This is a genomic window from Agrobacterium sp. MA01 (assembly GCF_009650195.1).
GTDB lineage: Bacteria > Pseudomonadota > Alphaproteobacteria > Rhizobiales > Rhizobiaceae > Allorhizobium.
Genome location: NZ_CP045855.1, coordinates 41,697 through 65,191, shown reverse-complemented (window position 1 = coordinate 65,191; position 23,495 = coordinate 41,697). Strand labels below are relative to the sequence as shown.

Annotated in this window: 24 protein-coding genes and 1 pseudogene; 12 read left to right on the top strand and 13 right to left on the bottom strand. The window is 55.0% G+C overall.

Features of this window, described 5'->3' with window-relative positions:
• The first annotated feature begins 53 nt into the window (after positions 1-53).
• The gene (locus GH983_RS22325) at positions 54-1,022 is read left to right on the top strand and encodes a zinc ribbon domain-containing protein (protein ID WP_153763725.1); all 969 of its coding nucleotides are present in this window, start codon (positions 54-56) and stop codon (positions 1,020-1,022) included.
• A 125-nt stretch (positions 1,023-1,147) separates the two neighbouring features.
• On the opposite strand, the gene GH983_RS22320 is transcribed toward GH983_RS22325, so the two are convergent.
• The 4 genes from GH983_RS22320 to GH983_RS22305 form a co-directional block, all read right to left on the bottom strand.
• Positions 1,148-2,278 carry an aminotransferase class I/II-fold pyridoxal phosphate-dependent enzyme gene (locus tag GH983_RS22320; RefSeq protein WP_153763724.1) on the bottom strand — a complete coding sequence of 377 codons (1,131 nt, stop codon included), beginning with the start codon at positions 2,276-2,278 and terminating at the stop codon, positions 1,148-1,150.
• Positions 2,279-3,457 (bottom strand): amidohydrolase, encoded by a 1,179-nt coding sequence (locus GH983_RS22315; RefSeq protein ID WP_153763761.1) that lies wholly within the window; start codon positions 3,455-3,457, stop codon positions 2,279-2,281.
• A gap of 206 nt (positions 3,458-3,663) precedes the next feature.
• Positions 3,664-4,161: a hypothetical protein gene (locus GH983_RS22310; protein WP_153763723.1), complete on the bottom strand. Its 498-nt coding sequence runs from the start codon at positions 4,159-4,161 to the stop codon at positions 3,664-3,666.
• 10 nt (positions 4,162-4,171) lie between these two features.
• Positions 4,172-4,972, bottom strand: a complete 801-nt coding sequence (locus tag GH983_RS22305; protein WP_153763722.1) for a DUF3100 domain-containing protein — start codon at positions 4,970-4,972, stop codon at positions 4,172-4,174.
• 171 nt (positions 4,973-5,143) lie between these two features.
• On the opposite strand from GH983_RS22305, the gene GH983_RS22300 reads away from it, so the two are divergent.
• Together GH983_RS22300 and GH983_RS22295 are read left to right on the top strand one after the other, a co-directional pair.
• Positions 5,144-5,806: an AraC family transcriptional regulator gene (locus tag GH983_RS22300; RefSeq protein WP_153763721.1), complete on the top strand. Its 663-nt coding sequence runs from the start codon at positions 5,144-5,146 to the stop codon at positions 5,804-5,806.
• A gap of 157 nt (positions 5,807-5,963) precedes the next feature.
• Positions 5,964-7,142 (top strand): amidohydrolase, encoded by a 1,179-nt coding sequence (locus tag GH983_RS22295; protein WP_153763720.1) that lies wholly within the window; start codon positions 5,964-5,966, stop codon positions 7,140-7,142.
• 32 nt (positions 7,143-7,174) lie between these two features.
• Here the strand turns inward: GH983_RS22295 and GH983_RS22290 are convergent, their stop codons facing one another.
• Genes GH983_RS22290 through GH983_RS22275 form a run of 4 tightly spaced genes read right to left on the bottom strand, consistent with a single transcriptional unit; the run spans position 7,175 to position 11,126 of the window.
• The gene (locus GH983_RS22290) at positions 7,175-7,543 is read right to left on the bottom strand and encodes a DUF1428 domain-containing protein (protein ID WP_153763719.1); all 369 of its coding nucleotides are present in this window, start codon (positions 7,541-7,543) and stop codon (positions 7,175-7,177) included.
• Entirely contained in the window at positions 7,540-9,882 is a 2,343-nt protein-coding gene (locus GH983_RS22285) for an excinuclease ABC subunit UvrA (RefSeq protein WP_153763718.1), read from the bottom strand. Before GH983_RS22285 ends, GH983_RS22290 begins: the two co-directional genes overlap by 4 nt.
• Before the next feature lie 10 nt (positions 9,883-9,892).
• Complete coding sequence (locus GH983_RS22280) at positions 9,893-10,282, bottom strand: VOC family protein (protein WP_153763717.1); 390 nt, start codon at positions 10,280-10,282, stop codon at positions 9,893-9,895.
• Between the two features lie 28 nt (positions 10,283-10,310).
• Positions 10,311-11,126, bottom strand: a complete 816-nt coding sequence (locus GH983_RS22275; RefSeq protein ID WP_153763716.1) for an alpha/beta fold hydrolase — start codon at positions 11,124-11,126, stop codon at positions 10,311-10,313.
• Positions 11,127-11,194: 68 nt separating this feature from the next.
• On the opposite strand from GH983_RS22275, the gene GH983_RS22270 reads away from it, so the two are divergent.
• Genes GH983_RS22270 through GH983_RS22260 form a run of 3 tightly spaced genes read left to right on the top strand, consistent with a single transcriptional unit; the run spans position 11,195 to position 12,963 of the window.
• The gene (locus GH983_RS22270) at positions 11,195-11,878 is read left to right on the top strand and encodes a TetR/AcrR family transcriptional regulator (RefSeq protein WP_153763715.1); all 684 of its coding nucleotides are present in this window, start codon (positions 11,195-11,197) and stop codon (positions 11,876-11,878) included.
• Between the two features lie 3 nt (positions 11,879-11,881).
• A complete protein-coding gene (locus GH983_RS22265) occupies positions 11,882-12,484 on the top strand; it encodes an ASCH domain-containing protein (protein WP_153763714.1) in 603 nt (200 codons plus the stop codon).
• Positions 12,481-12,963, top strand: coding sequence for a GNAT family N-acetyltransferase (locus GH983_RS22260; protein WP_194842853.1), 483 nt, complete (start codon positions 12,481-12,483; stop codon positions 12,961-12,963). Before GH983_RS22265 ends, GH983_RS22260 begins: the two co-directional genes overlap by 4 nt.
• Before the next feature lie 70 nt (positions 12,964-13,033).
• Here GH983_RS22260 and GH983_RS24595 read toward each other — a convergent pair whose 3' ends face one another.
• On the bottom strand, positions 13,034-13,381 hold the full coding sequence (locus GH983_RS24595) for a cupin domain-containing protein (RefSeq protein WP_371418516.1): 348 nt from the start codon (positions 13,379-13,381) through the stop codon (positions 13,034-13,036).
• A gap of 157 nt (positions 13,382-13,538) precedes the next feature.
• Positions 13,539-14,165, bottom strand: coding sequence for a glutathione S-transferase family protein (locus tag GH983_RS22250; protein ID WP_153763711.1), 627 nt, complete (start codon positions 14,163-14,165; stop codon positions 13,539-13,541).
• Positions 14,166-14,592: 427 nt separating this feature from the next.
• On the opposite strand from GH983_RS22250, the pseudogene GH983_RS22245 reads away from it, so the two are divergent.
• A pseudogene (locus tag GH983_RS22245) lies at positions 14,593-14,939 on the top strand (transposase); the annotation flags it as partial.
• A 70-nt stretch (positions 14,940-15,009) separates the two neighbouring features.
• Here GH983_RS22245 and GH983_RS22240 read toward each other — a convergent pair.
• A complete protein-coding gene (locus GH983_RS22240; protein WP_153763710.1) occupies positions 15,010-15,585 on the bottom strand; it encodes a TetR/AcrR family transcriptional regulator in 576 nt (191 codons plus the stop codon).
• Between the two features lie 30 nt (positions 15,586-15,615).
• Here GH983_RS22240 and GH983_RS22235 point away from each other — a divergent pair, with 30 nt between their 5' ends.
• Positions 15,616-16,023, top strand: coding sequence for a hypothetical protein (locus tag GH983_RS22235; protein WP_153763709.1), 408 nt, complete (start codon positions 15,616-15,618; stop codon positions 16,021-16,023).
• Positions 16,024-16,847: 824 nt separating this feature from the next.
• Here GH983_RS22235 and GH983_RS22230 read toward each other — a convergent pair.
• Positions 16,848-17,690, bottom strand: a complete 843-nt coding sequence (locus tag GH983_RS22230; RefSeq protein ID WP_153763708.1) for a LysR family transcriptional regulator — start codon at positions 17,688-17,690, stop codon at positions 16,848-16,850.
• 90 nt (positions 17,691-17,780) lie between these two features.
• Here GH983_RS22230 and GH983_RS22225 point away from each other — a divergent pair, with 90 nt between their 5' ends.
• The 3 genes from GH983_RS22225 (at position 17,781) to GH983_RS22215 (ending at position 21,372) form a co-directional block, all read left to right on the top strand.
• Entirely contained in the window at positions 17,781-19,013 is a 1,233-nt protein-coding gene (locus GH983_RS22225) for an MFS transporter (RefSeq protein ID WP_153763707.1), read from the top strand.
• Between the two features lie 80 nt (positions 19,014-19,093).
• Positions 19,094-19,747 (top strand): trans-aconitate 2-methyltransferase, encoded by a 654-nt coding sequence (locus tag GH983_RS22220; protein ID WP_153763706.1) that lies wholly within the window; start codon positions 19,094-19,096, stop codon positions 19,745-19,747.
• On the top strand, positions 19,744-21,372 hold the full coding sequence (locus tag GH983_RS22215) for an FAD-dependent monooxygenase (RefSeq protein WP_153763705.1): 1,629 nt from the start codon (positions 19,744-19,746) through the stop codon (positions 21,370-21,372). Before GH983_RS22220 ends, GH983_RS22215 begins: the two co-directional genes overlap by 4 nt.
• A gap of 37 nt (positions 21,373-21,409) precedes the next feature.
• Here GH983_RS22215 and GH983_RS22210 read toward each other — a convergent pair whose 3' ends face one another.
• The gene (locus GH983_RS22210; protein WP_153763704.1) at positions 21,410-22,300 is read right to left on the bottom strand and encodes an NAD(P)-dependent oxidoreductase; all 891 of its coding nucleotides are present in this window, start codon (positions 22,298-22,300) and stop codon (positions 21,410-21,412) included.
• A 218-nt stretch (positions 22,301-22,518) separates the two neighbouring features.
• Here GH983_RS22210 and GH983_RS22205 point away from each other — a divergent pair, with 218 nt between their 5' ends.
• Entirely contained in the window at positions 22,519-23,319 is an 801-nt protein-coding gene (locus tag GH983_RS22205) for an endonuclease/exonuclease/phosphatase family protein (protein WP_153763703.1), read from the top strand.
• The last annotated feature ends 176 nt before the right edge of the window (positions 23,320-23,495 follow it).

Genomic DNA, 23,495 nt, shown 5'->3' with positions numbered 1-23,495 from the left:
AACACCTAAACCTGTAAGACAGCTTTTGACGTTTTGATTTAGATTTTGTCTGATTGCTTGTCAATCGCCAACATGACGTGCCAGCTTCCCGGACAGCCGCGTCCAGCCACAAGGTCAAGGCGAGACAGCGTCAGGCAGCCGAGGAGTTCGACCACACCAGTAACAACCGCCTGAACAAGACGCACCGACCTCAGTATCTATTCAGCGGACGGATTGAATGCGGCATCTGCGGCGGCCCCTATGCGATCATGGCGAAGGACCGCTACGGATGCACCAATCGTCAAAAGAAGCTTCCCATTGCGCATCTCGATGATCAGACCTGTTCAAACTCTAAGACCATCGCGCGCGCCGAACTCGAACGTCGTGTCCTGAAGGCAATTCCGTCACGTCTGTTTTCGGTCGAGAACACAAGAAGCATCATCGATGAAGTGAACAAAGAGATCGAGCGCATCTCCAGAGCTCAAACGTTAGACCGGGAGAAGCTTGGGAAAGACCTGGCTGTCATCTGCCAGAAGCAACAGGTGATCGCAGAACAGATTACCGAACGCCTGCTCAGTGGTCATCCGGACGTAAAGGTCTTCAATGACATGCTCACCAGGCTAGAAGAGCAGCGCACTGAGGTTGAGCGCAAATTGGGGGAGAAGCCAGTGGCCACCGTCGGGGAGCCGAAGCAGATCACAGTCAATGTTTCAACGCTCAAGAGCGCTTTCGACGCCATGACTGCTATCGTAAGACACGGCAATCCGGCAGACGATGTCGCCGCGGGACAGTTCAATTTTCTGAGGGAGTTGGTCCAGAAGGTGGTTGTGCTGCCCTCTACGGACGGCAAAACAGCGGAGCTGACGGTTCACGGCAGGTTGGCTGCCATCCTCGCCTCGATCAAGGCAATCGATGAGCATACGGCACAAAAGCGCGGTGCGTTTCACGCGGAGTTTACGCGCCGGGTCAAGGCGCGGGAGTTCAGGACGACTGAGGAGAAGCTGGACATTCTAACTTTGCGGCTACAGACTATTGTAGCGTAAGGTTGAGTTATGGAACATTCGTCCCGTTTTTGACTAAGAAAGTGACCACTCTCGCATCCGTGTTTCGTCGCCTCGACTGCAACTTTTGCATGTATGTCAGCAACCTTCAGGGCACCGATGCTAACTCAAGGAGATTGGGGTATCATTGTCGCAATCGTGCGACCTGCTTCATCAATATCTTCGAATGTGTGTGCGGCACTCACCTGTAGCCTTAGACGAGCTTCACTGCGCGCTACGACAGGATAGATCACTGCAGGCGCATAGATTCGTTCATTTGCCAAGGACCGCGACAAGGAGACCGCCTCATCTTCGTTCCCGATCTTCAGACTCGTGATAGGATTATCACTTCGGTAATAGGACAGGCCTCTGGTCTCCAATATCCGTCGCAACCGGCTGACGTTCGCCCAAAGGCAGTAGTTCAAGACTGGATCGGACCTGCAGATTTTGGTTGCCGCAAGCGCCGTTGCGACATTGGCAGTGGTCAGTCCCATTGTGAAAATCCATCCCCGGCTGGCCGCCCGCAGCTTCGCGACCTCTTCTGCTGCCCCAGCGACAAAACCACCGCTCGCTCCACCAAGAGCTTTGGACAGAGAGCCCGTGAGGACTAGTCCGGGCGAATTATTGGGTAGGCCGCAGAGAGGTGCAGTTCCAGTTCCGTTTGGGCCAACAACACCAGTGGCATGAGCCTCATCCACCATCAGAAGTGCATCGTACTCCTGCGCAAGTGCGTAGATTTCCAACAAAGGAGCAGCACCGCCCTCCATGCTGAAAATACCATCGGTGACCACGAGTCTCTTGCCTTGCGGAGACGCCGCATTGAGTGCTTGCTTGAGCCCGTCGACATCACGGTTGGGATAGGTCACGACTGTTGCTCGGCTGAGACGGCAGGCATCAATGATGCTGGCGTGGTTCAGTCTATCTGAGAAGATGGTGTCACCTTCTCCGACCAAGGTCGTCAGTACCCCTGAGTTCGCTGCGCCGCCTGATGAGTAGAGGATTACAGCTTCGGTACCGAGATATGCAGCCAATTCTTCGCAAAGTTCCTCATGTAGCGTGGTGCTGACAAAGGTTGGATAAATGCAAGCGCCTGAGCCAAACTGCTGCAGAGCCTCGATGACTGAGCTGAGAACACGAGGGTCCGTGGAAAGGCCGAGGTAATCATTGCTCCCCAGTACGATCATTTCGGTGCCGTTGATCGTAGCTCGTCCGCCTTTGCGCGAGCTGATGACACAAGGTGATTTTGCAGAGGCGCGCATCTAAACTCCCTCGCTTGAAAGGGCCTGTGTTACCAGGTTGAGATAGTATCGCATTACGGTGGGAACGATCTCGTCGTTGAAGACGTAGCGATCACCGTGGAGCCCCTCGCCCGGTCCAACGTCTCCAACTCCCACCCATGCATAACAACCGCCAACTTGGCGCACCATATAAGCGAAATCTTCGCAGCCAAGGCTGGGCTGAAACTCAGTATGAACATTCTCAGCGCCCACGGCCGCAGCCGCTGCAGCAACCGCTTTCGCTGTGGAATCGGCTGTGTTGACCAAGGGGGGATAGCCTTTTCGGTAAATGACATTGGCAGCGACGCCATGAGCGCTGCCAATACCCTCAGCAATGTCTTTGATGACCGCTTCGCAATGGTCCGATAATTCAGGCCGGAAGAACCGGCATGTTCCCTGGAGCCATACCTTTTTGGGTACAATATTGCCGACGTTGCCACCGTGGATCTGCGTAAGGCTGACCACCAACGCATCAAGCGGGTTCACTGAGCGACTCACCACTCTCTGCACCGCCTGGATGAACGCACCCGCGGCGAGTATTGGGTCATCACCCAAGTGAGGCATTGCGACATGCGCTCCGGTGCCCTCGAATGAAAGCTCGAAGCCATCGACCGCCGCCATTTGCGGTCCGACCCGCATTGCGATGGTTCCGAGAGGCACGCCTGGCCAGTTATGAACAGCATAGACAGCGTCGACGGGGAATTGATCGAACAGACCCGCTTCAATCATGCGCATACTTCCACCCTCGTTCTCTTCGGCGGGCTGGAAGATGAAGTAGACAGTACCATCAAAAGCTCGGCTCTCGCTCAATAGCTTTGCAGCGCCAAGTAGCATGGCTGTATGCCCGTCATGACCACAAGCATGCATGACACCTTCATTGACGGAAGCGTAGTCAACGCCACTATCCTCAACAACAGGAAGCGCATCTAACTCCGCTCGCAGACCAATCGCTCCTTTTCCTGTTCCGCTACGGAGGACTCCTACCACACCCGTTCCGCCGATCCCCTCATGAACCTCATCCAGACCGAACGAGCGAAGCTTCTCCGCAACGAATTGCGCCGTTGCGTATTCCTGAAAACCTAGCTCAGGGTTTGCATGAATGTGGCGCCGCCAACCAATTACTTCTGGCGTAAGGCGGGTGATTGGGTCGTTGAAAAGCATAAGCTCCTCCCTTGAGTTGATTGAACTGAGGATGCACTGAATTCGAGGACGGCGCTTGCGTTTGGTCCGAAAAAACCGAGGGAAGCCGAAGAGCTTCAGCATGAGGTGCCGCACCGTTCTGCTACTAACCGTAAGTGCTCTACCGCAAAGATTTGCCAACCTACCGCCCCGCTCCGTGACATCTCCGAGCAACAAGAACCATGGCACTATGCAAAGAGCCGCAGCGCGACGTCAGCGACGATGACTGAGCCCATAAAAGTGCCTAGCATGACGCAGATCGCAACGATCAGCAGCTTCCATCCTGCACGCCGAGCAAGTCGGAATTCTTCTTGAGAGAGCGCTAGACCTGCATAGGCCAGCACGGGCGTAGCTAGCGCCAAGAAGCTGACTTTATCTACAAGTGACAAAATTACTGAAGAGCCAGGCACGACAGGTGTGCTTGCGGCAACTGCCAGTATTGAGACCCAAGCAACGACAGGAAGTTTGATAGGCGCCACATGCGCTATCGAGATGCCGACCAATGATAGAGCGCACAATACGAGGATGCCTGGCAACGCTTCGGCCGGCTGGACGCCTGTGGCGATCCAATTCCCGAGAACAGCAATTGTGCTAATGATCAAAAGCGATCCACCTGCGTGTACGAGTCGGCCGACAAGGTCATGGGTCGCTTGATGCGATGTGGCAGAGTTAGGAGCGTTTTCCATGGTCAACCTCTTAATGTTGAAGTTCCGGTCGAGCCTTCGCGAACAGCCATTCGGTGAGCGGCAGCGCAACAAACAAGCTCAGGTAAAGTCCGGTCGCGTAGGTGAGAACGTTGCTGGCAGCCGCAAGACCCAGGATCAGATCTTTCTCGTCTGGCAGTAGTGCGGTGAGACTGCCGGTGCATGCCGCCAACATACTACCGGATCCGACACCACACGACATTGCCAGAGCTCGAATATCGAAGACGCCGAGGCTGTAAACCAGCGGGGGTACGATTGCGAACACGAACGTGCCAATCAAGGTTCCAGTTGCGTAGACGCCCATGGCCCCAGCACCTTCTGGGCTATCCAACCCATATTTCTCAGCGATGATGGCGAGGTTTGGCTCCCTGTCGATCGAGTAGGTGGCCCCGATCGCTTCTCGGCCCAGTTTCAAAGCGAATACAGCTATTGGGAAAGCGAATGCAATGGTACCAAGATTACCGATTTCTTGCATGATCAGCGCAGGTCCTGCCTCGATGATGGAACCGATTTGGGGCCCGATTGTCGTGCCGAACTTAGCGATAAATGGCATGATCCCAACGGAGATCATCAACCCCGCAAGCTTACCCTCTTTAGCCGACAAGATCCGGCCCGCGGGCGCCAGCACATTCGGGTTGACGGCAATCGCAATCGCGAATGAGTAGAGGATTGGCAAAAGGATTATCACTCCAATTCCAAGGGATAATCTGCGTACCCCGATCGCCTCAGATGTTATGACAATCGCTAGTACGGCCGCGTGCAACGCCAACGGACCTCTGAAATTACCTGTCATGAAGACCTCCATCAGTTCCCCCGCCGATGTTGCGATCAGCGTCGCAATTGTGTTCTCGGCTATGGGAATACTAGGATCAGTCTGGGGACTGGTCTTGAACGTATGTGACCTAGCTTAGGGTGCAGCACACGTAGTAAGATTAAACCGTTCAGCACCTTGATTGGGCCGCAGATGGAGAATTGGTTGCCGCCGGAGAGTACACGCACATCGTACGCAGTTCGCCAGGCTGGTGATATCCGTATAGAGACGATCACTGGAAGCCTCCACCACTGGAATTTCCGGCCGCATTTTCACTTGGGTGATGAGGTAGCTCAGATCCTCGAAGGGCGGGTGCGTCTTCGGCTGCCGCAGGAAACAAAGATCTATGAGGCCGGCGACACGGTTACAGTGCCTGCAGGTATCGTTCACCGATTTGAACCCGTAGACAAGAACGGGTGGGCATTCTCTTCACACTTCGTCTCTGGTGCCTCTCCCCCGGATCTGCGTGCAACAATACCTTGGCAGATGAACCCCGGGCTTGGCCGCCGCGTATTCGGTACACTTATCGGTCGCGAAACGCTTCACACAGATGTTCAGTCGATCGCAACCAATTGCGAAGTCTCGCCGGGATATCTCTCAAGAAGCTTTCGGCGAGAGACAGGCACGAGCCTGCATAGTTTCCATGTTCTCGTCGCACTTCAGAAGGCGAAAGCTTTGCTACGTCAGCAGTTGCCGATTGCATATGCCGCGCTCGACACGGGCTTCTGCGATCAGGCACATTTAAATCGTGAGTTCGTCCGAACGCTGGGAATGACCCCTGCGACGTTCAGGTCGGCTTGGCTGACAGCTGAATAGTGTTTCCCTCCGCGCTCAGGTCACGTTCATTCAAGACCTAACGTCTGCGACCAGGCCAGATAGTGATGCATGAGCCGTGGCGAAGCTGCCTCATCGGCCAAAAGTTTCGCCTCAGTTCGCGCATGGCTGGACTTTGCAGAGCTGAGCAGAGGTTAAGATGAACATAGCAATCGATGATAGAACTCTCGCGCGCATGACAGATTGGCGTCACCACCTACATGCAAACCCGGAGCTGGCTTACCGAGAAACCGAAACAGCCAACTTTGTTGCTGCCCGGCTCGAGGAAATGGGAATAGTTGTTGAGCGCGGATGTGGTGGGACCGGCGTAGTCGGCGTTTTGACCGGAAACTTGGGCCCCGGCCGCTCTATCGGACTACGTGCCGAACTCGATGCCCTGCCTTTAACGGAAGAAGGCACGCTACCGCACCGCTCCAGGAACGAGGGGGTGATGCACGCGTGCGGCCATGACGGGCACATGGCAATTCTCCTCGGCGCAGCCAATGTTCTATCCCGGAACCGAGACTTCGCCGGCACTGTTGCCTTCATATTCCAGCCAGCGGAAGAAAACGAGGGCGGGGCCATTCGCATGATTGCGGAGGGACTATTCGAGGACCACCCAGTTGACGCGATTTACGCATTGCATAATTGGCCAGGTCTAACGATGGGTCATATAGCCGTTCAGCCTGGCCCTATGATGGCGCAATACGACACATTCGAATTCACTATCAATGGACGCGGAGGCCACGCAGCATTGCCGCAAACGCTGCGCGATCCCTCCATCGCAGCTGGACAATTGATTAGTGCTATCCAAGGGGTAGTCGCGCGCTCAATTGACCCATTCGACCAAGCAGTGGTCAGCATCACGCGACTGCTCGGTGGCGCTTCATACAATGTCGTGCCCGATACGATTGAACTGTCAGGAAGTGTACGAACCTTGGACACAGCAGTGCAGGATCGTATTCGCGAACGTCTTCAAGAAATCGCGTGCGGCATCGGCATGGCTTTTGAGACCGAGATCAATCTAGCCTATCAAACGCGCTTCGGCTCGACCGTGAACACACTTCATGAGGCGGCGTTGGCACAACGTGCAGCGTCTCGCGTGGTTGGCCGGGATCATGTGAACACGCAGTTTCGACCTTCGATGGCATCCGAGGACTTCTCAGCCATGTTGCAGCGGCGCCCGGGTGCTTTCGCATGGATCGGTGCTGGCGAAGGCCCGGGCCTGCACCAGTCGACTTTTGACTTCAATGATGCCCTTCTCCGGCCAGGGGCATCATACTTCTGTACCCTCGTCGCTGAAGAATTGAAGGCGACTGATTCACCTGAGCGGACATAGCCTGACTGAACCACGACCGCTGCGTATAGTTGTCAGCCCACTTCTGCACTCTCAAATACAACTGTTTGAAAACCTCCGCGGATCAGTCGCTTTCCATCATAGGGTGCCGGATTCTGGTCACGCGACAGCTTTGGATCAGTGAACACCTTCATTAATGCTGCATCTCGCGTTTGTTTATCGGGCCATACCACCCAAGCTAAACAGACTGTCTCGTCTTCGCGGCAAAGCACAGCCTTCCTAATTGATGTCGCATCCCCGTCAGGTAAGTCATCACCCCAGTTTTCCATTACCGCCAAAGCGCCATGCGATCTAAACACCAACGCTGTAGTGCGGGCATGCTCTAGATATCGCTTCTTCATCGCAACTGGAACCGGCGTGAGAAAACCATCAATGTATGTCACAAGCTTCCTCCGGATCGGTGTAGATACTTATTAAAATGCAACCCAGTTAGTGATGACGTGCACCGAGCTAGCTCGCTCGGCGGTCCCTCGAAGATCAGACGTCCGCCTTTGCAACCTGCACCTGGGCCTAAATCGATTATCCAGTCTGCGCGAGCAATGACATCGAGATTGTGCTCTATGACGATGACAGTCGATTCAGCCTCCACCAGCCGGTCGAGTATACCTATCAGGGTCCTGACATCATGCGGGTGGAGTCCGGAGGTAGGCTCATCAAGCACATAAATGTTTCCAGTGGTCCCGAGCTCGCCCGCAAGCTTGAGCCGTTGGCGTTCACCCCCGGACAATGTGGAGAGGGGTTGGCCCAGTGTTAGGTAACCCAGCCCGACTTCAGCGAGCCTCTGCAGCGTCAACACGACTCCGCTTTCAGTAAAAAAGGCAGCTGCTGTTTCAATATTCATGTCGTAAATGTCAGCGATGGATTTGCCGCGCAGGCGGTGCTCCAGCACCTCTGGCAAGAATCGCTTGCCGTCGCAGGCCTCACAGGTTGTGACCATTGGATCGAGATGGCCAAGATCTGTAAAGATAAGGCCGAGCCCATTGCACTCCGGGCATGCCCCCTTGCTATTGGCTGAGAAGAGACCGGCCGCAACCCCGTTGGCGTTGGCAAAGGCTTTGCGGATCCCGTCGAGCACTCCCGTATAGGTCGCCGCATTTGATCGGCGCGAGCCGCGCGCGAGGTTCTGGTCGATGATAACAGCTTCTGGATAATGTTGCGGAAGGCACCGCCGGACAAGCGACGACTTCCCAGAGCCAGCCACGCCCGTGACAACAGTCATAACGCCTTTAGGTATATCGACTGAGACGTCGCGAAGGTTGTTAATCCGCGCGCCTTCGATACGCAAACTACCAGTCCTCTCGCGATGGGTAGCTCTGATCGAGTGGGGCTGCGTCAAGTATCTGCCTGTGCTCGTGCCGGATCTCAGAAGCCCAGCATAGTTACCTTGGTAGACGACCTCTCCCCCATTCGTACCCGCGAGCGGCCCGATGTCTACCACGTGATCAGCAATCATTATCATGTCGGGCTTGTGCTCAACGACAAGTACCGTGTTGTCCTTGTCCCGTAGCTGCAGCATCAGTCGCGCAAGCTGTCCTACGTCATGAGGGTGAAGACCGACTGAAGGCTCGTCAAAAACATAGGTGATGTCGCTCAATGAGGATCCGAGGTGACGGACCATCTTCACACGCTGCGATTCTCCACCTGACAGCGTCGCGCTTTCGCGGTCGAGATTTAAGTAGCCTAGCCCTATCGTCACAAGGTTCTGCAATCGAGCGATTAGAGCCTGCAGTAATGGCTTAGCCTCTTTCATATCGAAGGCACGGACTATTTCGATCAAGTCCGAAACCTGCATCGCCATTAGTTCAGCAATATTGTATCTGCCAAGTCGACTTCTTAGAGCCGCAGCATTAAGACGGGTACCGGCACAAACCGAACATTTTCCTCGGGTAAAGATGCGATCATACTCAACCCGCATGTGAGGTTGCAACAAGTCTGGATCTTTGGCCCCGAGCCCTCGCATCAGTTTGATAAGCACCCCTTGATAAGTCAGGTGCACCTTACCAACTTTTACCTTGCGTCCATCATCAAGGTGAAGAAGGGTGTGCATTTCTTCTTCAGTGAACTGATTGACCGGCTTGTCCATGTCAAAGAGTCCTGAATTTCTGTACAGGTCCCACCACCAGCTATTGATCGCGAATTCCTTGGGGAGGAGTGCTCCTTGGCTCAACGACAAGCGTACATCCATCACCGCGGACATATTTATTGTCGCCACCTGCCCGACACCTTGGCAATTTGTGCAGAGACCACGTGGATCGTTGAAGCTGTATGCCCCAGGCGGCCCGAGTCTCGGCTCCGCATGGCGAGAGAATAACAAACGCAACATCTGTGCAGTGTCCGTTACCGTGGCAACAGTCGAGCGAGAATCCCCGCTTAGTCGTTGTTGATCGACGATGATTGCAGCAGAAAGGTTTTCTAGCGAGTCAGCATCAGGTTCGCCGTAGCGGGGCATGAACTGTTGCACGAAGACAGGATAGGTCTCATTGACTAGCCTCTGGCTTTCAGCCGCTATCGTGCCGAAAACTAGGGATGATTTTCCAGAGCCTGACACACCGCTGAACACAGTGATTTTTCGTTTCGGAATGTCGATCGAAATGCCTTTTAGGTTGTTTGTGCGCGCGCCCGTAATCCGAATGTAGTGCTCTCTCGCGGGCGCCCCTTGTTCGCCATTGACCGGCAACGAAACTGAGACTGGCTGACGAGGCTCGTCGGACTCAATAACCATGTAACTGTACCTAGTACGGTCGGCCGCTGATCCATTGGACCAGCTGAATGATGAGGCCATTTGGGTCCAACACTTGGGCATGACGTTCACCCCAGTCGTCTTGCTCAATCTCGCTCCTAAGCATGACGCCATTGGCGGTTAGGCGAGTGACTTCGAGGTCCAAGTCTTGGACCGTAAGTGCCAAACTCACGCCCTGCACGCTTGAGTACCGCAACGACTGCTCTAAGTTCGAAGATCCAAACTGCATAAAAAACAAAGTCGGGCCCCCATCAGGCCTCTCAATCGCGCTGCCACCTTCGAAAGACAACACCTGCTGATAGCCAAAATGCTGAACGAAGAAGGAAGCCGACGCCAAAGGATCAGTGACGGTGAACGTCACAGTGGTGGCAACTACATGCATGAATGGAGGCTCCATGGCCGAGCATCGCTCAGCCTGCAATTTGAGGGCTCGAAACGAGATCGAAGAACTTGACGATCTCCACAGCGACCAGGTCCGGCGAAACGACATGCCACTCGCCCGGCAGGCTCTTGTGGTGTGCATTTGCAAGCAAACCGGCGACTCTCGCAGCTGAACCCGTCAGATCATCAGTGCTACCATTACTGTCTAATACCAGTGTCGGAATGGAAATCGTTCGTAGCTCCGCTGTATTCAATGCATCAGAGAGCCGGCAGTCGTATACCAACGTCGGGGCGACACTGACCATACGTCTCCAACGCTCAGTGCTGCGCATGTCATCGATAATCTCCTGCGGAACACCAATCGCAGTGTGGAACAACTCCACGGCTTCTTCATACCGTCCCGCCGTAGCCAATTCATCGAGCTGTGCCGTCAACGGATCTGGCTCTTGCTGATCCTCAGGCTGAAGCGGCGGCTCCATCAAAACGAGCCCTGATATGGCACTACCAGCCACAGCTGCATGCAAAGCTAGAAGTGCTCCAGATGAGTATCCATAAACAAGTGGGGTGCCTCCTATAGCAGTGATGACAGCGCCAAGGTCTTCCACCTCCCGCTGCGGATGGTAGTGCCCAACATCAGTACTCTCACCGCGGCCGCGGCGATCATAGCGGACCACGGTGAACTGGTCTTCGAGCAAAGGCACAAGCTCTTCATAAGCACTCATGCCACGGAAGTGGCCCGCAGGTTCAATCAAAATTAAATTTGGCCCGCTGCCTGTGAAGTCAAATGCGATAACCGTTCCATCCAGGGACGGTGTGAATGATGATCTGGACAACAAAGCCTCCATTTGGTACTCGCGAGTACTAAACTATCCACGCCGTGTTGGTACTGTCAAGTACCCGATGGGAGAGCCATGTGACTTCAGCCAAGAGGCGGCCGCGCCTTACCCCCGACGAGGCTCGCAATGCGATACTTGATGCGACGCTGCAGCTTTACCTCGACAAGGGTTATCTAGGCACCAGTACCGATGAGATCGCCAGCCTATCCGGCGTCTCAAAGCAAACGATCTATCGCCATTTCAACGATAAGGACGACCTGATCAGAGCGGCAATGCAGAGGTTAATCGCAGCTGCTGAAGACCAAGGTGCAGACAGCTTCGAGCGCTTGGCAGAGTCGGACAATCTGGCAGATGACCTTGAGGTCTTCGCGAAGCAGCACCTGATTGACATTATACAACCGGAAATCATGCGGATGCGGCGACTTATCATTGCCGAAGTTGACCGCTTTCCAGACGTGGCGCGAGCTTGGTACGAAGCAGCCCCCAAGCGAGCCCATCATAAACTCGCAGAAACCTTCAAGCGGTTAGAAGAGCGCGGCCTGCTTCTGGTCGAGGATCCATTGCTTGCAGCGGAGCAGTTCAATTGGCTGATCCTGTCCATTCCGATGAACCGCGCGATGTTTGATAGCGATTCGGTTTTCGACACATCACGCCATCAGGAGTACGCAGAGGCTGCCGTACGCGTGTTCCTCGCCGCATATTCAATAGACCGCACCACAAGAGACGGGCTGTGCCGCTCGACCCACTCGTCGGACGGATAGCCCATGCTTTTCAAAAAACAGGTGCTTGAGAAGATCGCGCGTGGAGAGGTATCGATTGCGTTGCGCAGGTGGCGGAAGCCTTCGGTGAAAACCGGTGGTCAGCTTATGACGCCTGTCGGAGAACTGACAATCGACTTGGTTACCACAATCTCTCCAGCTGATATCACCGATACTGTAGCGCAGTCAGCAGGCTATGAAGATCGGAGCGAAGCTTTGAGAGCTCTGTCAGAGTCACATGGCCAACTGTATAAGATCGAATTTCGATTGACCGCGGCTGACTGGCGAAAGACCCTTGCCGAGCGTGATGATCTGGATGCTCACGCTGTAGAAGCCATCAATCAGAGTTTGTACGATCTTGATTTCAGGTCACGCGGTGGCGCTTGGACTTCAGAGTATCTGCGGCTAGTTCGTTGCAATCCGGGTTCACCTGCAAGCAACCTAGCGAAAGCTGCCAACGTTCAACTGACTGTATTCAAAAGGAGAATGCGGCAAATCAAGCAGCTGGGGCTGATACACAGCCTGAACGTTGGTTATCTCCTCAGCAGGCGCGGAGAACGGTACTTGGAATGCGTAGAAGTGCCTACCAAGGAAGGGGGCGAGATTTGATCACCACCCTGATTTTACGGAACGCGTTGGCTGACGATGTCGAGCAACTTAGCCTTATTTGGTCCGAGGGTTGGAACGAGGCTCACGGCCACCTCCTTCCGGACTCGGTGACCAAGCTGCGCACTCGAGAGTTTTTCCGGGCGCGCCTAGCGAAAAACCTGGCCTCCGTGCGCGTTGCAGCTATAGGGCCGAACGTCGTGGCACTTGCTATCACCTCGAAGGATGAACTTGACGAGCTCTATGTTACTCCTTCAGCTCGTGGGCAGGGCGCCGCAGTTGCGCTCGTCTCCGACGCCGTTTCCTCCATCAGAAGTGCAGGATATCGTCGTGCGTGGTTAGCCTGCGCAGTGGGCAATGAGAAGGCTGCGCGGTTCTATCAAAGACTGGGCTGGTCGCTCGCCGGACCGAATACCATCCACATGAGTTCAGAAAACAAACTCATCCCGGTCCCGGTCTGGCGTTTCGAACTCGAACTCTAAAACTGCCTGCTGCTTGACGAACTCACGGGACTTCCCAGCCAGCGCGTTGCTGTGAAGAGGAGGTGGGAAATCAAACATGGGATAGGTATGCACGCGAGCAACGTCGTTGGCCCGAGCTAGGTGGACGCACAAGTCGTGCGACTGAACCCTCTATTCTTTCGATGCTTGGGTGGCGGACCATTTGACGATTGCCGGCATGTCTGGCTCGAAGACGCCACCTAGAAACATGCTGAAAAACCGTGCCGGCGTCGACCGCAGATTTCGAAAGTCGTGCGGGTACTCTCAGAAATGTGCCGGTAGGGCAGAGAGCCCAACGCTCACCAAGGAAAAATTTCGGCGCTCCTTCGAGAATGAGAAATATTTCGTCGTTCTCGTCATGGCGATGTGGACCTACTCCCTCCTGGCCCGGATCAAGCACCCACTTTGAGGCAGAGTAGCGCCTATCTGTCTCAACAGCGTCAGCTTTGAAGTAGGCGGTCAGGCCTACCACTTCATAGCGCTCCCAGGCAAAACATGTCGGACAGCATCTGCTTCAGAGTGCATCACGGTCGCGTTCTCCCGGCATAATCAGCTCACTACGATTGCTTCTGGGACAGAAAAGCCCGGACAAATGCTGGACGCGCCTCTGCTCGCTCCACATAAGCTGCCAAACTCGGATACTGCTGAAGGAAATCGGTACCATGTAGTCTACGCAGAACCGATACCATCATCAGGTCTCCCACTGAGAAAGATCCTTCGAGCCAATCTGAGGCGCCTAGCCACTTTGCGAGCTCGTCAAGTCGCCTAGTTATACGAGCTTCAAGCATCGGCGCTCTTTCGCCGTACCATGGCTTATCACGCTCAAGCATTCGAGTGAGGTCCCAGTCCCAAATCGGAGGTTCGACAGTGTCGAGAGCGGCGAACAGCCAAACCACTGCGCGCGAACGGGCTACTTCATCAACGGGAAGCAAACCGGAGTAGCGCTGCGCCAACAGCAACACAATTGCACCAGATTCGAATAGGTTGAACTGACCATCAGACCAAGTGGGAATCTGTCCAAACGGCTGGCGCATCCGGTATGCGTCCGTTTTAAGATCAGTGAAAGTGACCAGGTTCATCCGGTAAGGTTGACCCAGCTCCTCAAGCGCCCAACGAACTCGAAAGTCTCGAGCCAAACCTTTGCCGCCGTCAGGCGAGTTCCGAAATCCGGTCAACATATTCATCGGCGCATCGTTTAAGTACCGATCAGTACCGTTTCGCCTTTTTCGATCAAGGTGTCAACCCGGTCAATATGGGCATGGCTTCCCTTGAGCCACGCGGAGGCGGGCCCTAAGATGGATTTGTACCCATGACATATCTCGCGTTCAGGTTTTCGTGCTGAAGGTGTACCATTCCAAACGGCGTGTCACCTGCATGACCGAGTATGGCGCTTCAGCGCCATCACAGGCTCTGGCCAATTGTGCTCGCACGTCCTCGATTGAAAACACGCGTAAGAAAGTTCTGGCTCCCGATCGCCGTTCTTGGAAAGCGACAAGGTTCACAAGCTGAAAATTAGGCTGTTGCCGGCAATTCCTTGAGCCTTGGAACCCGCGAAGCGCAGATGGTGAGCAGTTGGACCAGGAAGCCGGCAGTCGCAACCAGATGCAGACCTGGCTTGTCCATCACCGTGCCCGTGTCGCGGCAAAGTCGCCACTCGGCGAGGCCATGGCCTACAGCGCCAAATACTGGGACGGCCTGAAGCTCTTTCTGACTGACGGCCGCATCGAGATTGACAACAATAGCGTCGAGCGGACCATCTGGCCGATAGCCCTCAATCGTAAGAACGCACTCTTTGCGGGTCATGATGCAGGGGCTGAGAACTGGGCACCATCGCTTCGCTCATCGAGACTTGCAAACTTAATGCCGTCGATCCGCAGCCCTATCTGACCAAGACGCTCACCGCCATCGTCAACGACCACAAGCAAAGCCGGATCGAGGGATTACTACCTTGGAATTACGATGGCATAAATCGTGCAAAAGTTTTATCCACTTCAAATCAAACAGGAATCCTTGAATGTCCGTCTGGCATCATCTCAGTCTATCGGCCCTGTCTAAAGCAGACCCGACGAGATCCCTGTAAGCTTCTTCACAGTCCAATGCTGGAGTGTAATGCCTGACGGAATACAGACCGATCAGACCGAGATAAATCGACTTCGCAAAGATCAAAGCGTGCTGTTGGGCTGCTCCCATGGCTGAAAGCTCCCTAACCAGATAATCCACGCGCAAGGCGTCAACTTCTGCTGCGACTTTGCCAATAGCCGGATCCTGTCCCGCCCACGCACGGATTGCCGCCTCTACTGCCGCGACCGATATTCCGTCGCTTTCATGGTCGAGCGACAGCTCAACTATGGCTTCGACCCTTTGTCTGGGAGTCGGAAGATGCCGCACTTTTTCAATAAGTGCCGTGGTCAGATCCGCTTTCCAATACTCAATCATCGCATCGAGCAATGCGTTTCGATCCTTAAAGCGCCAATAGAACGGAGCCTTACTCACACCGAGCACCAGGGCTAGCCTTTCAACCTTGACCGCATTGATGCCGCTATCAGCCAGCACTTTCATCCCGGCAATCACCCATGCTCTTGCGGGCAGATCCTTGTTCGCCATCAGCGACTCCCCTCCCTATACGGCACCGTATTGACGACCCACTATACGGCACCGTATACCGGTCCGCAGGTATGGCGGCAAGAAAAGGCCCTGAACATCATGCTTCAAAAAGTTCTCCTCGTATCAAGTGCACTCATTTTGATGATCACTGCAGCATTCCACATGACTGGGCTTACCAAAGCTATTGAGGGCCTGGTCGGTGAACAGCGCCAGTTTGCCAAGGCTGCCTGGATTATTGTGGCGCTCGATTGGCTCCTTATCGCAGTCGGGTCGCTCGCTGTAGCGGCAGGACTGCTCTCTCTAGATATCGTCTTGATGGCCGCTGCTCTGCCGATCGCGGCTGGGTTGCTTCTGGGTATCGTGATGGGCCCTAAGTTCCCGGGGTTTTGGCTGTTGAGTTTCGCTGGCTCGCTCACCCTGCTGAGTTACTTCCAGTGATAAGGCGCTGCGTCGCTTTGTGGCTAGCCGCAATTCGCGACGGTGCGCAATCAGTCCTGAAGTTACTGCTGCGCTACTGCCTCGCCTTCAGGCTGCTGAGCAGCCTTTCGAAGAATGGAAATCGAGCGTTTCACGTTGATGATCTGCCAGATTATCTGAAGAAAGACATCGGTCTGATCGCAGAGAATGATTGCCGTGCAAAGAACGTTCGCTCCGTTATCAACCAAGCTCCGTGGCTATAAGAGAGCGAGACATAGAAGATGTTGCTACTTCATTTACTCACGCTCTGCTTGATCGCTCTGACTTTTGGTCTATCGATTGCACACGCTTTGGAATACCCCGGCAAACGCCGTCTCTCGGAGTCGGAGTATCGGACTGTTCAGGCCATATACTACCCAGGATTTACAGTTGGCGGCCTGATCGGAGAGTTGGGTGGGATGGTAGCGCTGGCGAGCCTTCTTGGCCTCGGAACAGCTCCGACGATGACGTGGTGGGTTGTATCCTCGCTGGGATCGATGATCATTGGTCACGCCATATACTGGACAGTCACTCATCCCACGAACGCCGTCTGGCTTAAGGGGACAGATATAGACGCTTCGTCGGCAATCTTTTTCGGCCTCTGGGTCACCAGGGAAACTGATTGGCGTCGTTTGCGGGATGTGTGGGAGCTATCGCATGTTGTGCGATCAGTTCTCCATTTCAGCGCCTTCTTGTGCCTGGCATTCGCGCTCACTCGTTAGGTCGAATTGAAAACTGCCGAGAAATCCCGCCGCATTTCCCGGGCTGCTTTGCAGGCTCCCGCTCTTATGCACTGGTTATTTGTCTCAGAGATTCCTCGTCACCACCCGCCAGATCCCGTCGCTGACATGAGCCATATCCGAGCGACCGTATAGTGCCATGCAGACGGACGGTGCTGCTGGAAGCAAGGGCGACCTGTACGACACCAAGCCTGGGATCCGAAGTCCCTTTGGCGCAATCATCACTCCCAACCCTTCACGTGCAGCCGTCTGAAGGGCCGCGACTTGTGAAGCTTCATATCCGCAACGCCAAGCAACAGAAGCCTCCTCAAGCGCCTGTACGACGGCATTTCGCCACGCGCATGGTTGCTTCCATAGGAGAATTGGGATCGTTGCGCCCACAAACGCCTCTGTGCGGACTGTCATCCAGTCCAGCTCCACAGCCTTCTCGTGCAGGGGTGTAAGGTCCGGATGCAGTCGCGGATCGCTGACCCAGAAGTCAAAGCGGCGACCGCCTTCACTTGATGCAAATTCTGCACAAGGACAGGTGATGAATTCCAACACTGCGCTGGAGTGTATCAGCGCAAGATCGGTCAGTGCCTGTAGGGTCTTCTCCCCGACGAACTCCTCTGGAAGACCAATCCGCATCTTGGTGCGGCCAGGCCCGGAATCTGTACTGGCTCCTAAACCATCAATTAGATCAAGGATCCGGGCCGCGATGAGGACGGCGCGCTCACCGTTCGGGGTAAGCGATACTCCAGCGCTAGTGCGCAGGAACAGTTTGGTTCCCAATTGCTCCTCGAGCCGCTTCAAATGTTGTGAAACAGCCGGCTGCGTCCGATTCAAGGCGGCTGCGGCTCTACTGATCGCTCCAACACGCGCGGTTGCCACAAAGCTGCGGAGCAAGGCTGAGTCTAAGTCGTGTCCCATAACGTTTCGTTATGACCAACCATCACCAAAATCAAGCTTCCATCGTGCTGTGTGGTCAATAGGTTCAGCAAAAATTCAAAGGCAAGACCCATGGCACACCCTGTCCAAAAATCCCCCCTGCGCACAATAGCTCCGCTTCTAGCGATGACGGGCGTAAGCCTGCTGGCAACGGACATGTACCTCCCCAGCATCCCGCACCTGCAGATGCAACTTGGCGGGACCTTGTCACAGGCGCAGGCAACTTTGCCCGTGTTTTTCATAACATTTGCGCTGTGCCAGTTGCTTCACGGCACCCTTGCCGACACCTTTGGTAAGTTCAGGGTACTCGTCGGTGCAGCAGGCGTATTCCTTTTTGCAACGGTACTTGCCGCCATGGCCTCCGACATCACTATTCTCACCCTCGCCCGCGCGTTGCAGGGTGCAGGGGCGGCCGCGGCCACCGCGATCGTTCCAGCAGTTATCCGTAGCAGTTTCAATGAAGCGACCAGCATCCGTTTGATGTCATGGCTGGGAATGGCAGAATCACTTGTTCCCGCTCTGGGCCCGTTCCTGGGGGCATACATACTTATTTGGTTTAATTGGCGAGCCAGCTTCTGGCTGCTGGCAATTTGCGGCGTGCTGTCACTGCTAATGCTACTCTCCAATCGCAGGATCTACAGCGACGGCGCTTCCACAACGCGGAGGCAGATCGCTTGGTCGGAGGTGTTTACCAGCTACGGCGAGGTAATTCAGACGCGCGCATTCATTGGCTACGCGCTAGGATATGCATCGGCGTTCGGCGCACTGATGAGTATCGTCGGCATTGCACCTCATTTGCTGCAGAATCTCTATGGCTATGGACCGCAGGCGTTTGGGATCATGCAGATTGTGCTCGTAGCGGCGTTCATGGCGGGCAGCATGGGCGCTTCCGCCGCGGCCCAATCATTGGGGTTGCGGACAACAATAGCAATCGGCCTCGCCTTGCTTGGGTCGACGGGTTTCTTCCTAACGATGATCGCGCTGCAGATCATTCCCAGTACTCCTGCGTCCTTCACTCTGGCTGTCATTCCATCACAGATCGGGCTTGGCCTGCGTTTCGGAGTTTCCATGAGTGCGGCGATTGGCAGCGTGCCAAGTCGACCGTCCAGTGCATCTGCGATGGCTTCTTTCATGTGCTTCGCACTTGCCGCTTTAGGCAACACGCTCACGGCGATTTGGATCGAGGATGCGCTGGGTGCAACTGCCCTGGCTTGTGTCGCCTTTACCCTTTGCAGCTTTTTCGCTTTCTGCATCACTCCCCGGGACTCGAGGCGGATACAGTCCGAGAACGAGGCGACCTCTTGAATAGCCGACAGTAAAAGCAGGTCGATCAACAAGACCGCCTGTCTGGTTCTAAACGGTTGCCCCACAAAAGGAAGATTACCATGCAAGCCTTCGGTTCGACCCGGATGATGTCTGGCGACACCGCTGCAGACTATAATGCCATTGCCTGCTCGTATGCTCGCCATCTTAGCGACGAGCTAATAGGGAAACCATTCGATCGAGCGCTTCTAAATGCCTTTGCTTATCGCTGGAGCGGGTCCGGTCTTATCGGCGACTTGGGCTGTGGGCCAGGTCATGTAGCCGCATATCTCAAAGCAACAGGCCTTTCCGTTGAGGGCGTCGACTCGTCTGCTGGTATGGTGGCGGAAGCTAGTAGAGCGCATCCAGGTATACCCTTCCGCCTAGAGGACATCAGGTCCCTCGATGGCACCCCCCCTCGATATGCTGCTTGCCTAGCGCTGTATGCACTGCTGCATTTTGACGATACGGATCTACTGAGAGCGGTGAAGGCAATTCGGCATGCGACGATACCTGGTGGTGAGCTTGTTGCTGCTGTCCATCTTGGTGCCGGGTTGCTCGCTCCGGGAGAGATGTGGGGCACGTCGGTCTCTCTTCAGTTCCGCATGTTTGAGGTTGGTGAGCTTGAAGCGGCCTTAGCCACCGTAGGTTTCACGGTTATAGAAGTGCTAGAACGCGACCCCTATCCAGATGTGGAGTACCCCAGCAGGCGCCTCTATGTCAGGGCGAGAGCATGATGAATGTGACCAATGTTACCATCGTCGGAGCGGGCCCGACAGGATTAGTCTTGGCCTGTGATCTCCTCTCCCGCGGCATTAATGTAGTGATAATTGATAAGGCGAGTTCACCATCCACGACAAGTCGAGCAATCGGACTGCAGCCGCGAGGATATGAAATACTCGAACGCCTAGGTGCCACAGATGGACTGATCAACGAGGCCATCAGAGCCAGCGGCACTCTACTTCATCTGGGGAGCGAGCAGAGTCTCATGCTGGATCAAACAGTGGATTGCTCTGGACCTCTTTTGATTGGCCAGGACCGATTAGAGGCCAGGCTGCGTGCGAGGCTTGCAGAACTTGGCGGGCGCGTCCTGTGGGGATGGAAGTTGGATGATCTCCGACAAACGGAAGAAAACGTCGTGGCGACCATCTCCCACAAGAGCAGCAGGGAATTGGTGCGAGCCGATTGGTTGGTAGGCTGCGATGGTGCCCACAGTGCCGTCCGCAAGCTGTTGAACATTCCGTTCCAGGGCAGCACCTTTCCGGAGACCATGGTTCTGGCAGATGTCGATGTTGATACGAGCTTCCCGGCTGACACACTTCAATCGTGGCTGCATCCAGATGGGCTCTTCGCTATGGCCCCCTTGCCCGGCGGTCGCTGGCGCCTGTTCGCAGAATTGAATGGAAATGATCCGGCTATGGAACGGCGTTGTCAGGATTTGGCTGAAACGAACTTGGATCCATGTACTCAGAGAGAGCTGCAATCGCTTTGCAACAAGCGGACTGGCAACACGGTGGGTGCTATCGTGAAGTTGATCTGGTCATCGCAGTTTCGGTTCCACCAGAGGCTCGCGGCTTGTTACCGGGTCAATCGATGCGTGCTCGCTGGCGATGCTGCCCATGTGCACAGCGCACAGGGAGCTCAGGGTATGAACATGGGGATCGGGGATGCCTTTAACATTGGGTGGAAGTTAGCTGCGGTGATCGAGCGGTCTGCCCGCTCAAATCTCTTGCAGACGTATGAGCTGGAGCGACGCCCGGTCGCGGCGAAGGTGCTCGGGCGCACCAGCTATGGCTGGCGACTCACGCTCGGGAAGACCCTATTGAGTCGCGTCGTGAGAGACTTCGTGGTTTTACCACTCATGCGCACGGAGGCTATACAACGCTCTTTGGCAAGAAGCGCCTCTCAGCTACATGAGACATACAGGTCTGGTCCGCTAGGTGTCGACAGCCTTATCGGAAAACTGAAAGCCATGTGGCCTGGCAGAGTGGTGCCTGGTGATCGCCTGCCTGACCTTAAAGTCAAAGGCTACGACGGCGCCGAGGTAACACTCGGAAGAGTGATCGGCAACAACTGGGCGATAATTCGGTGGCGCGATGCCGCGTACTCAACAAACGCGTGGATAGTGGAGGTCAAAGTATGCAGCAGCCTCTTGGATTGCCAGCGTGAAGTGGAAGACATATTCCTGCATCAAACCTCCGTCTTTGATCCACCCTTTCGGACCGGACGTGGCTGCAAGACAGTTCGCCTGATTAAGCCTCAGCGCGATGAGCTGTTTCTTGTCCGTCCTGATGGCCATCTCGCCCAGAGAACGCAGCAGTTCACTGATATCACAAAATGGATTGAACGATTGCGGAGGTGATTGCCAGCGCACGGTTCGACGACATCGAATGCGGCGGCTACTCAGCCCGTTCCTTTGTCGCAGCTCGATGAGGCAGCACTTCAAGGCTGCCTCGATGGGCTTGGGCCAAAACCTCTTCAAATCCGTAGCTTGCGGTCCAGCCCAACTCGGCTTGGGCTACTCGGGAACTGTAGATCCGATCGATGGAATGCGGCAAATCCCAGCCCCGCGCAGCGAAACGATCCAGAAATTCGGGAACCTTGCGCGCGATTACTGCAGCGGCGTCAGACGATAAGTCTGAACAGTCTTCCGCCTCGAATGGCGAAAGGCCGGATATGATGTAACGTTGAAAGGTTGGCCTATCGTTTGTAAGCGCAAGTGCGTGTGCTTTTGCCACGTCTCGAACATCTACCCCTCGATGCAGCCGAAACGCTGCCATCAAGTCCGCAGGTTCGGGGAAGCTTCTCGACATGCGCATCACGCGGACTGGCATTCCCTCAGATGCAAGGTTCTCCAGAAGCTGTTCAGCTTCAAGCTTTGTCCGGTGGTAAACTGTCTTGGGCTTTGGCGGCGTGTTCTCATCGATCCAGGTGCAGGTTCCCGGCGCGACCGCATGACCGTATAAAGCGGTCGTACTGGTGAATACGAAGCGAGAGACCCCTGCTTTACGTGCCAGTTCAGCGATCTTGAATGTGCCTTCCACGTTGATACGGCGAAACTCTGTGTCAGGTACTATGCCGACGTGAGGGGCGTGAAGAGCTGCAGTATGAACCACAGCATCTGTCCCCTGCAGCACCTCGCGCAGAAGACTTTCATTTGTGAAGTCGTCAACGAAATGAGTGGTAGAGAACGCCGTACGATCAATCCCGATGATTTCATGGTCTGCGGCGAGAGCACCGAAGATTGCACGACCCACGCGTCCAGAACTGCCAGTCAACACAATGCGCAAGCTCATCTCCTAAACATGAGGGGTCCCTTGACCCAATGCGAGCAGTTCTAACATGCGGAAGCGACAGCGGGATGGAGAGGACTTAGATTTGCAGAGCTTTTCAGCTTAAACCAACCCACCGCGGCTGTTTTATGAGAGGAAGTATGGCCCTCGCAGCGATGCTGCGTAAGTTTGGCGCTGAGGCGAAATTCAGATGAACAGTACTCGAGGGTAAGTCCGTGAAAATAGTGAGCCTGAATGGGTGGGGCGGAAAGCTGCATGAGGATTTGCTGGCCTATGTTAAAGCGACGGAGCCCGATATCCTTTGCCTTCAGGAGGTTGTGCATAGCCCTGAAAGCCGGAAGGACTGGCTGACTTATCGCGACAACGATCAAATTTTGCCGCAGCGCGCCAACTTCTTCAGTGAAGTCGCATGTGTCTTACCCGATCACATCGCCTTTTTCTGCCCGGCGGCGCAAGGTGTTCTCTGGGACGATGAAGAGTCAGTTTCGTCTCAATGGGGACTAGCTACTTTCGTACATCGCTCGTTCCCGATCATCGGTCAGGCTCAAGGCTTCGTGCACAAGGATTATTCGCCCGTAGACTATGGCGAACATCCGCGATCTCGCTGCGCGCATGGGGTCAGAGTGTATGACTACGAGGCTAACCGATCCGTCAGCGTGACGCACATGCACGGGCTCCGTGATCTGAATGGCAAGATGGACACGCCAGAACGGCTCGCCCAAGCGAGGCGGCTACTTGAACTCTCTCGGCAGGTTTCGGCAACGGGAGACCTGATAGTAATGTGCGGCGACTTCAACGTAGAACCAAGCAGTCAGACGCTCGCTCTTATGAGCGAAGATGGATGGACCGAACTGGTGACAGGGCGGGGCTTCCAAAGCACTCGGACTTCACACTACAAGAAGCAGGGCCGTTTTGCAGATTACATGCTCGTTAATCGCGAAGAAGCAGTCAGAGCCTTCGATGTAGTCGATGATCCGGAGGTTTCAGATCACTGCCCGCTCGTGCTGGTTTTGTAACGCCCATCGGCCAAGCCTGCCTCGGGTATGACCATCTGCAATGTCTGCATTTGGGGTGGGCCTATGCTACGATCTACGTCCAGATTGAAGGCGCAAAGCGGTCGTGACGCAGTCGCATATCGCTCAACACAATACCATTTAGGCGTCTTCGCCTTGATGGGATACGAACCAATGAC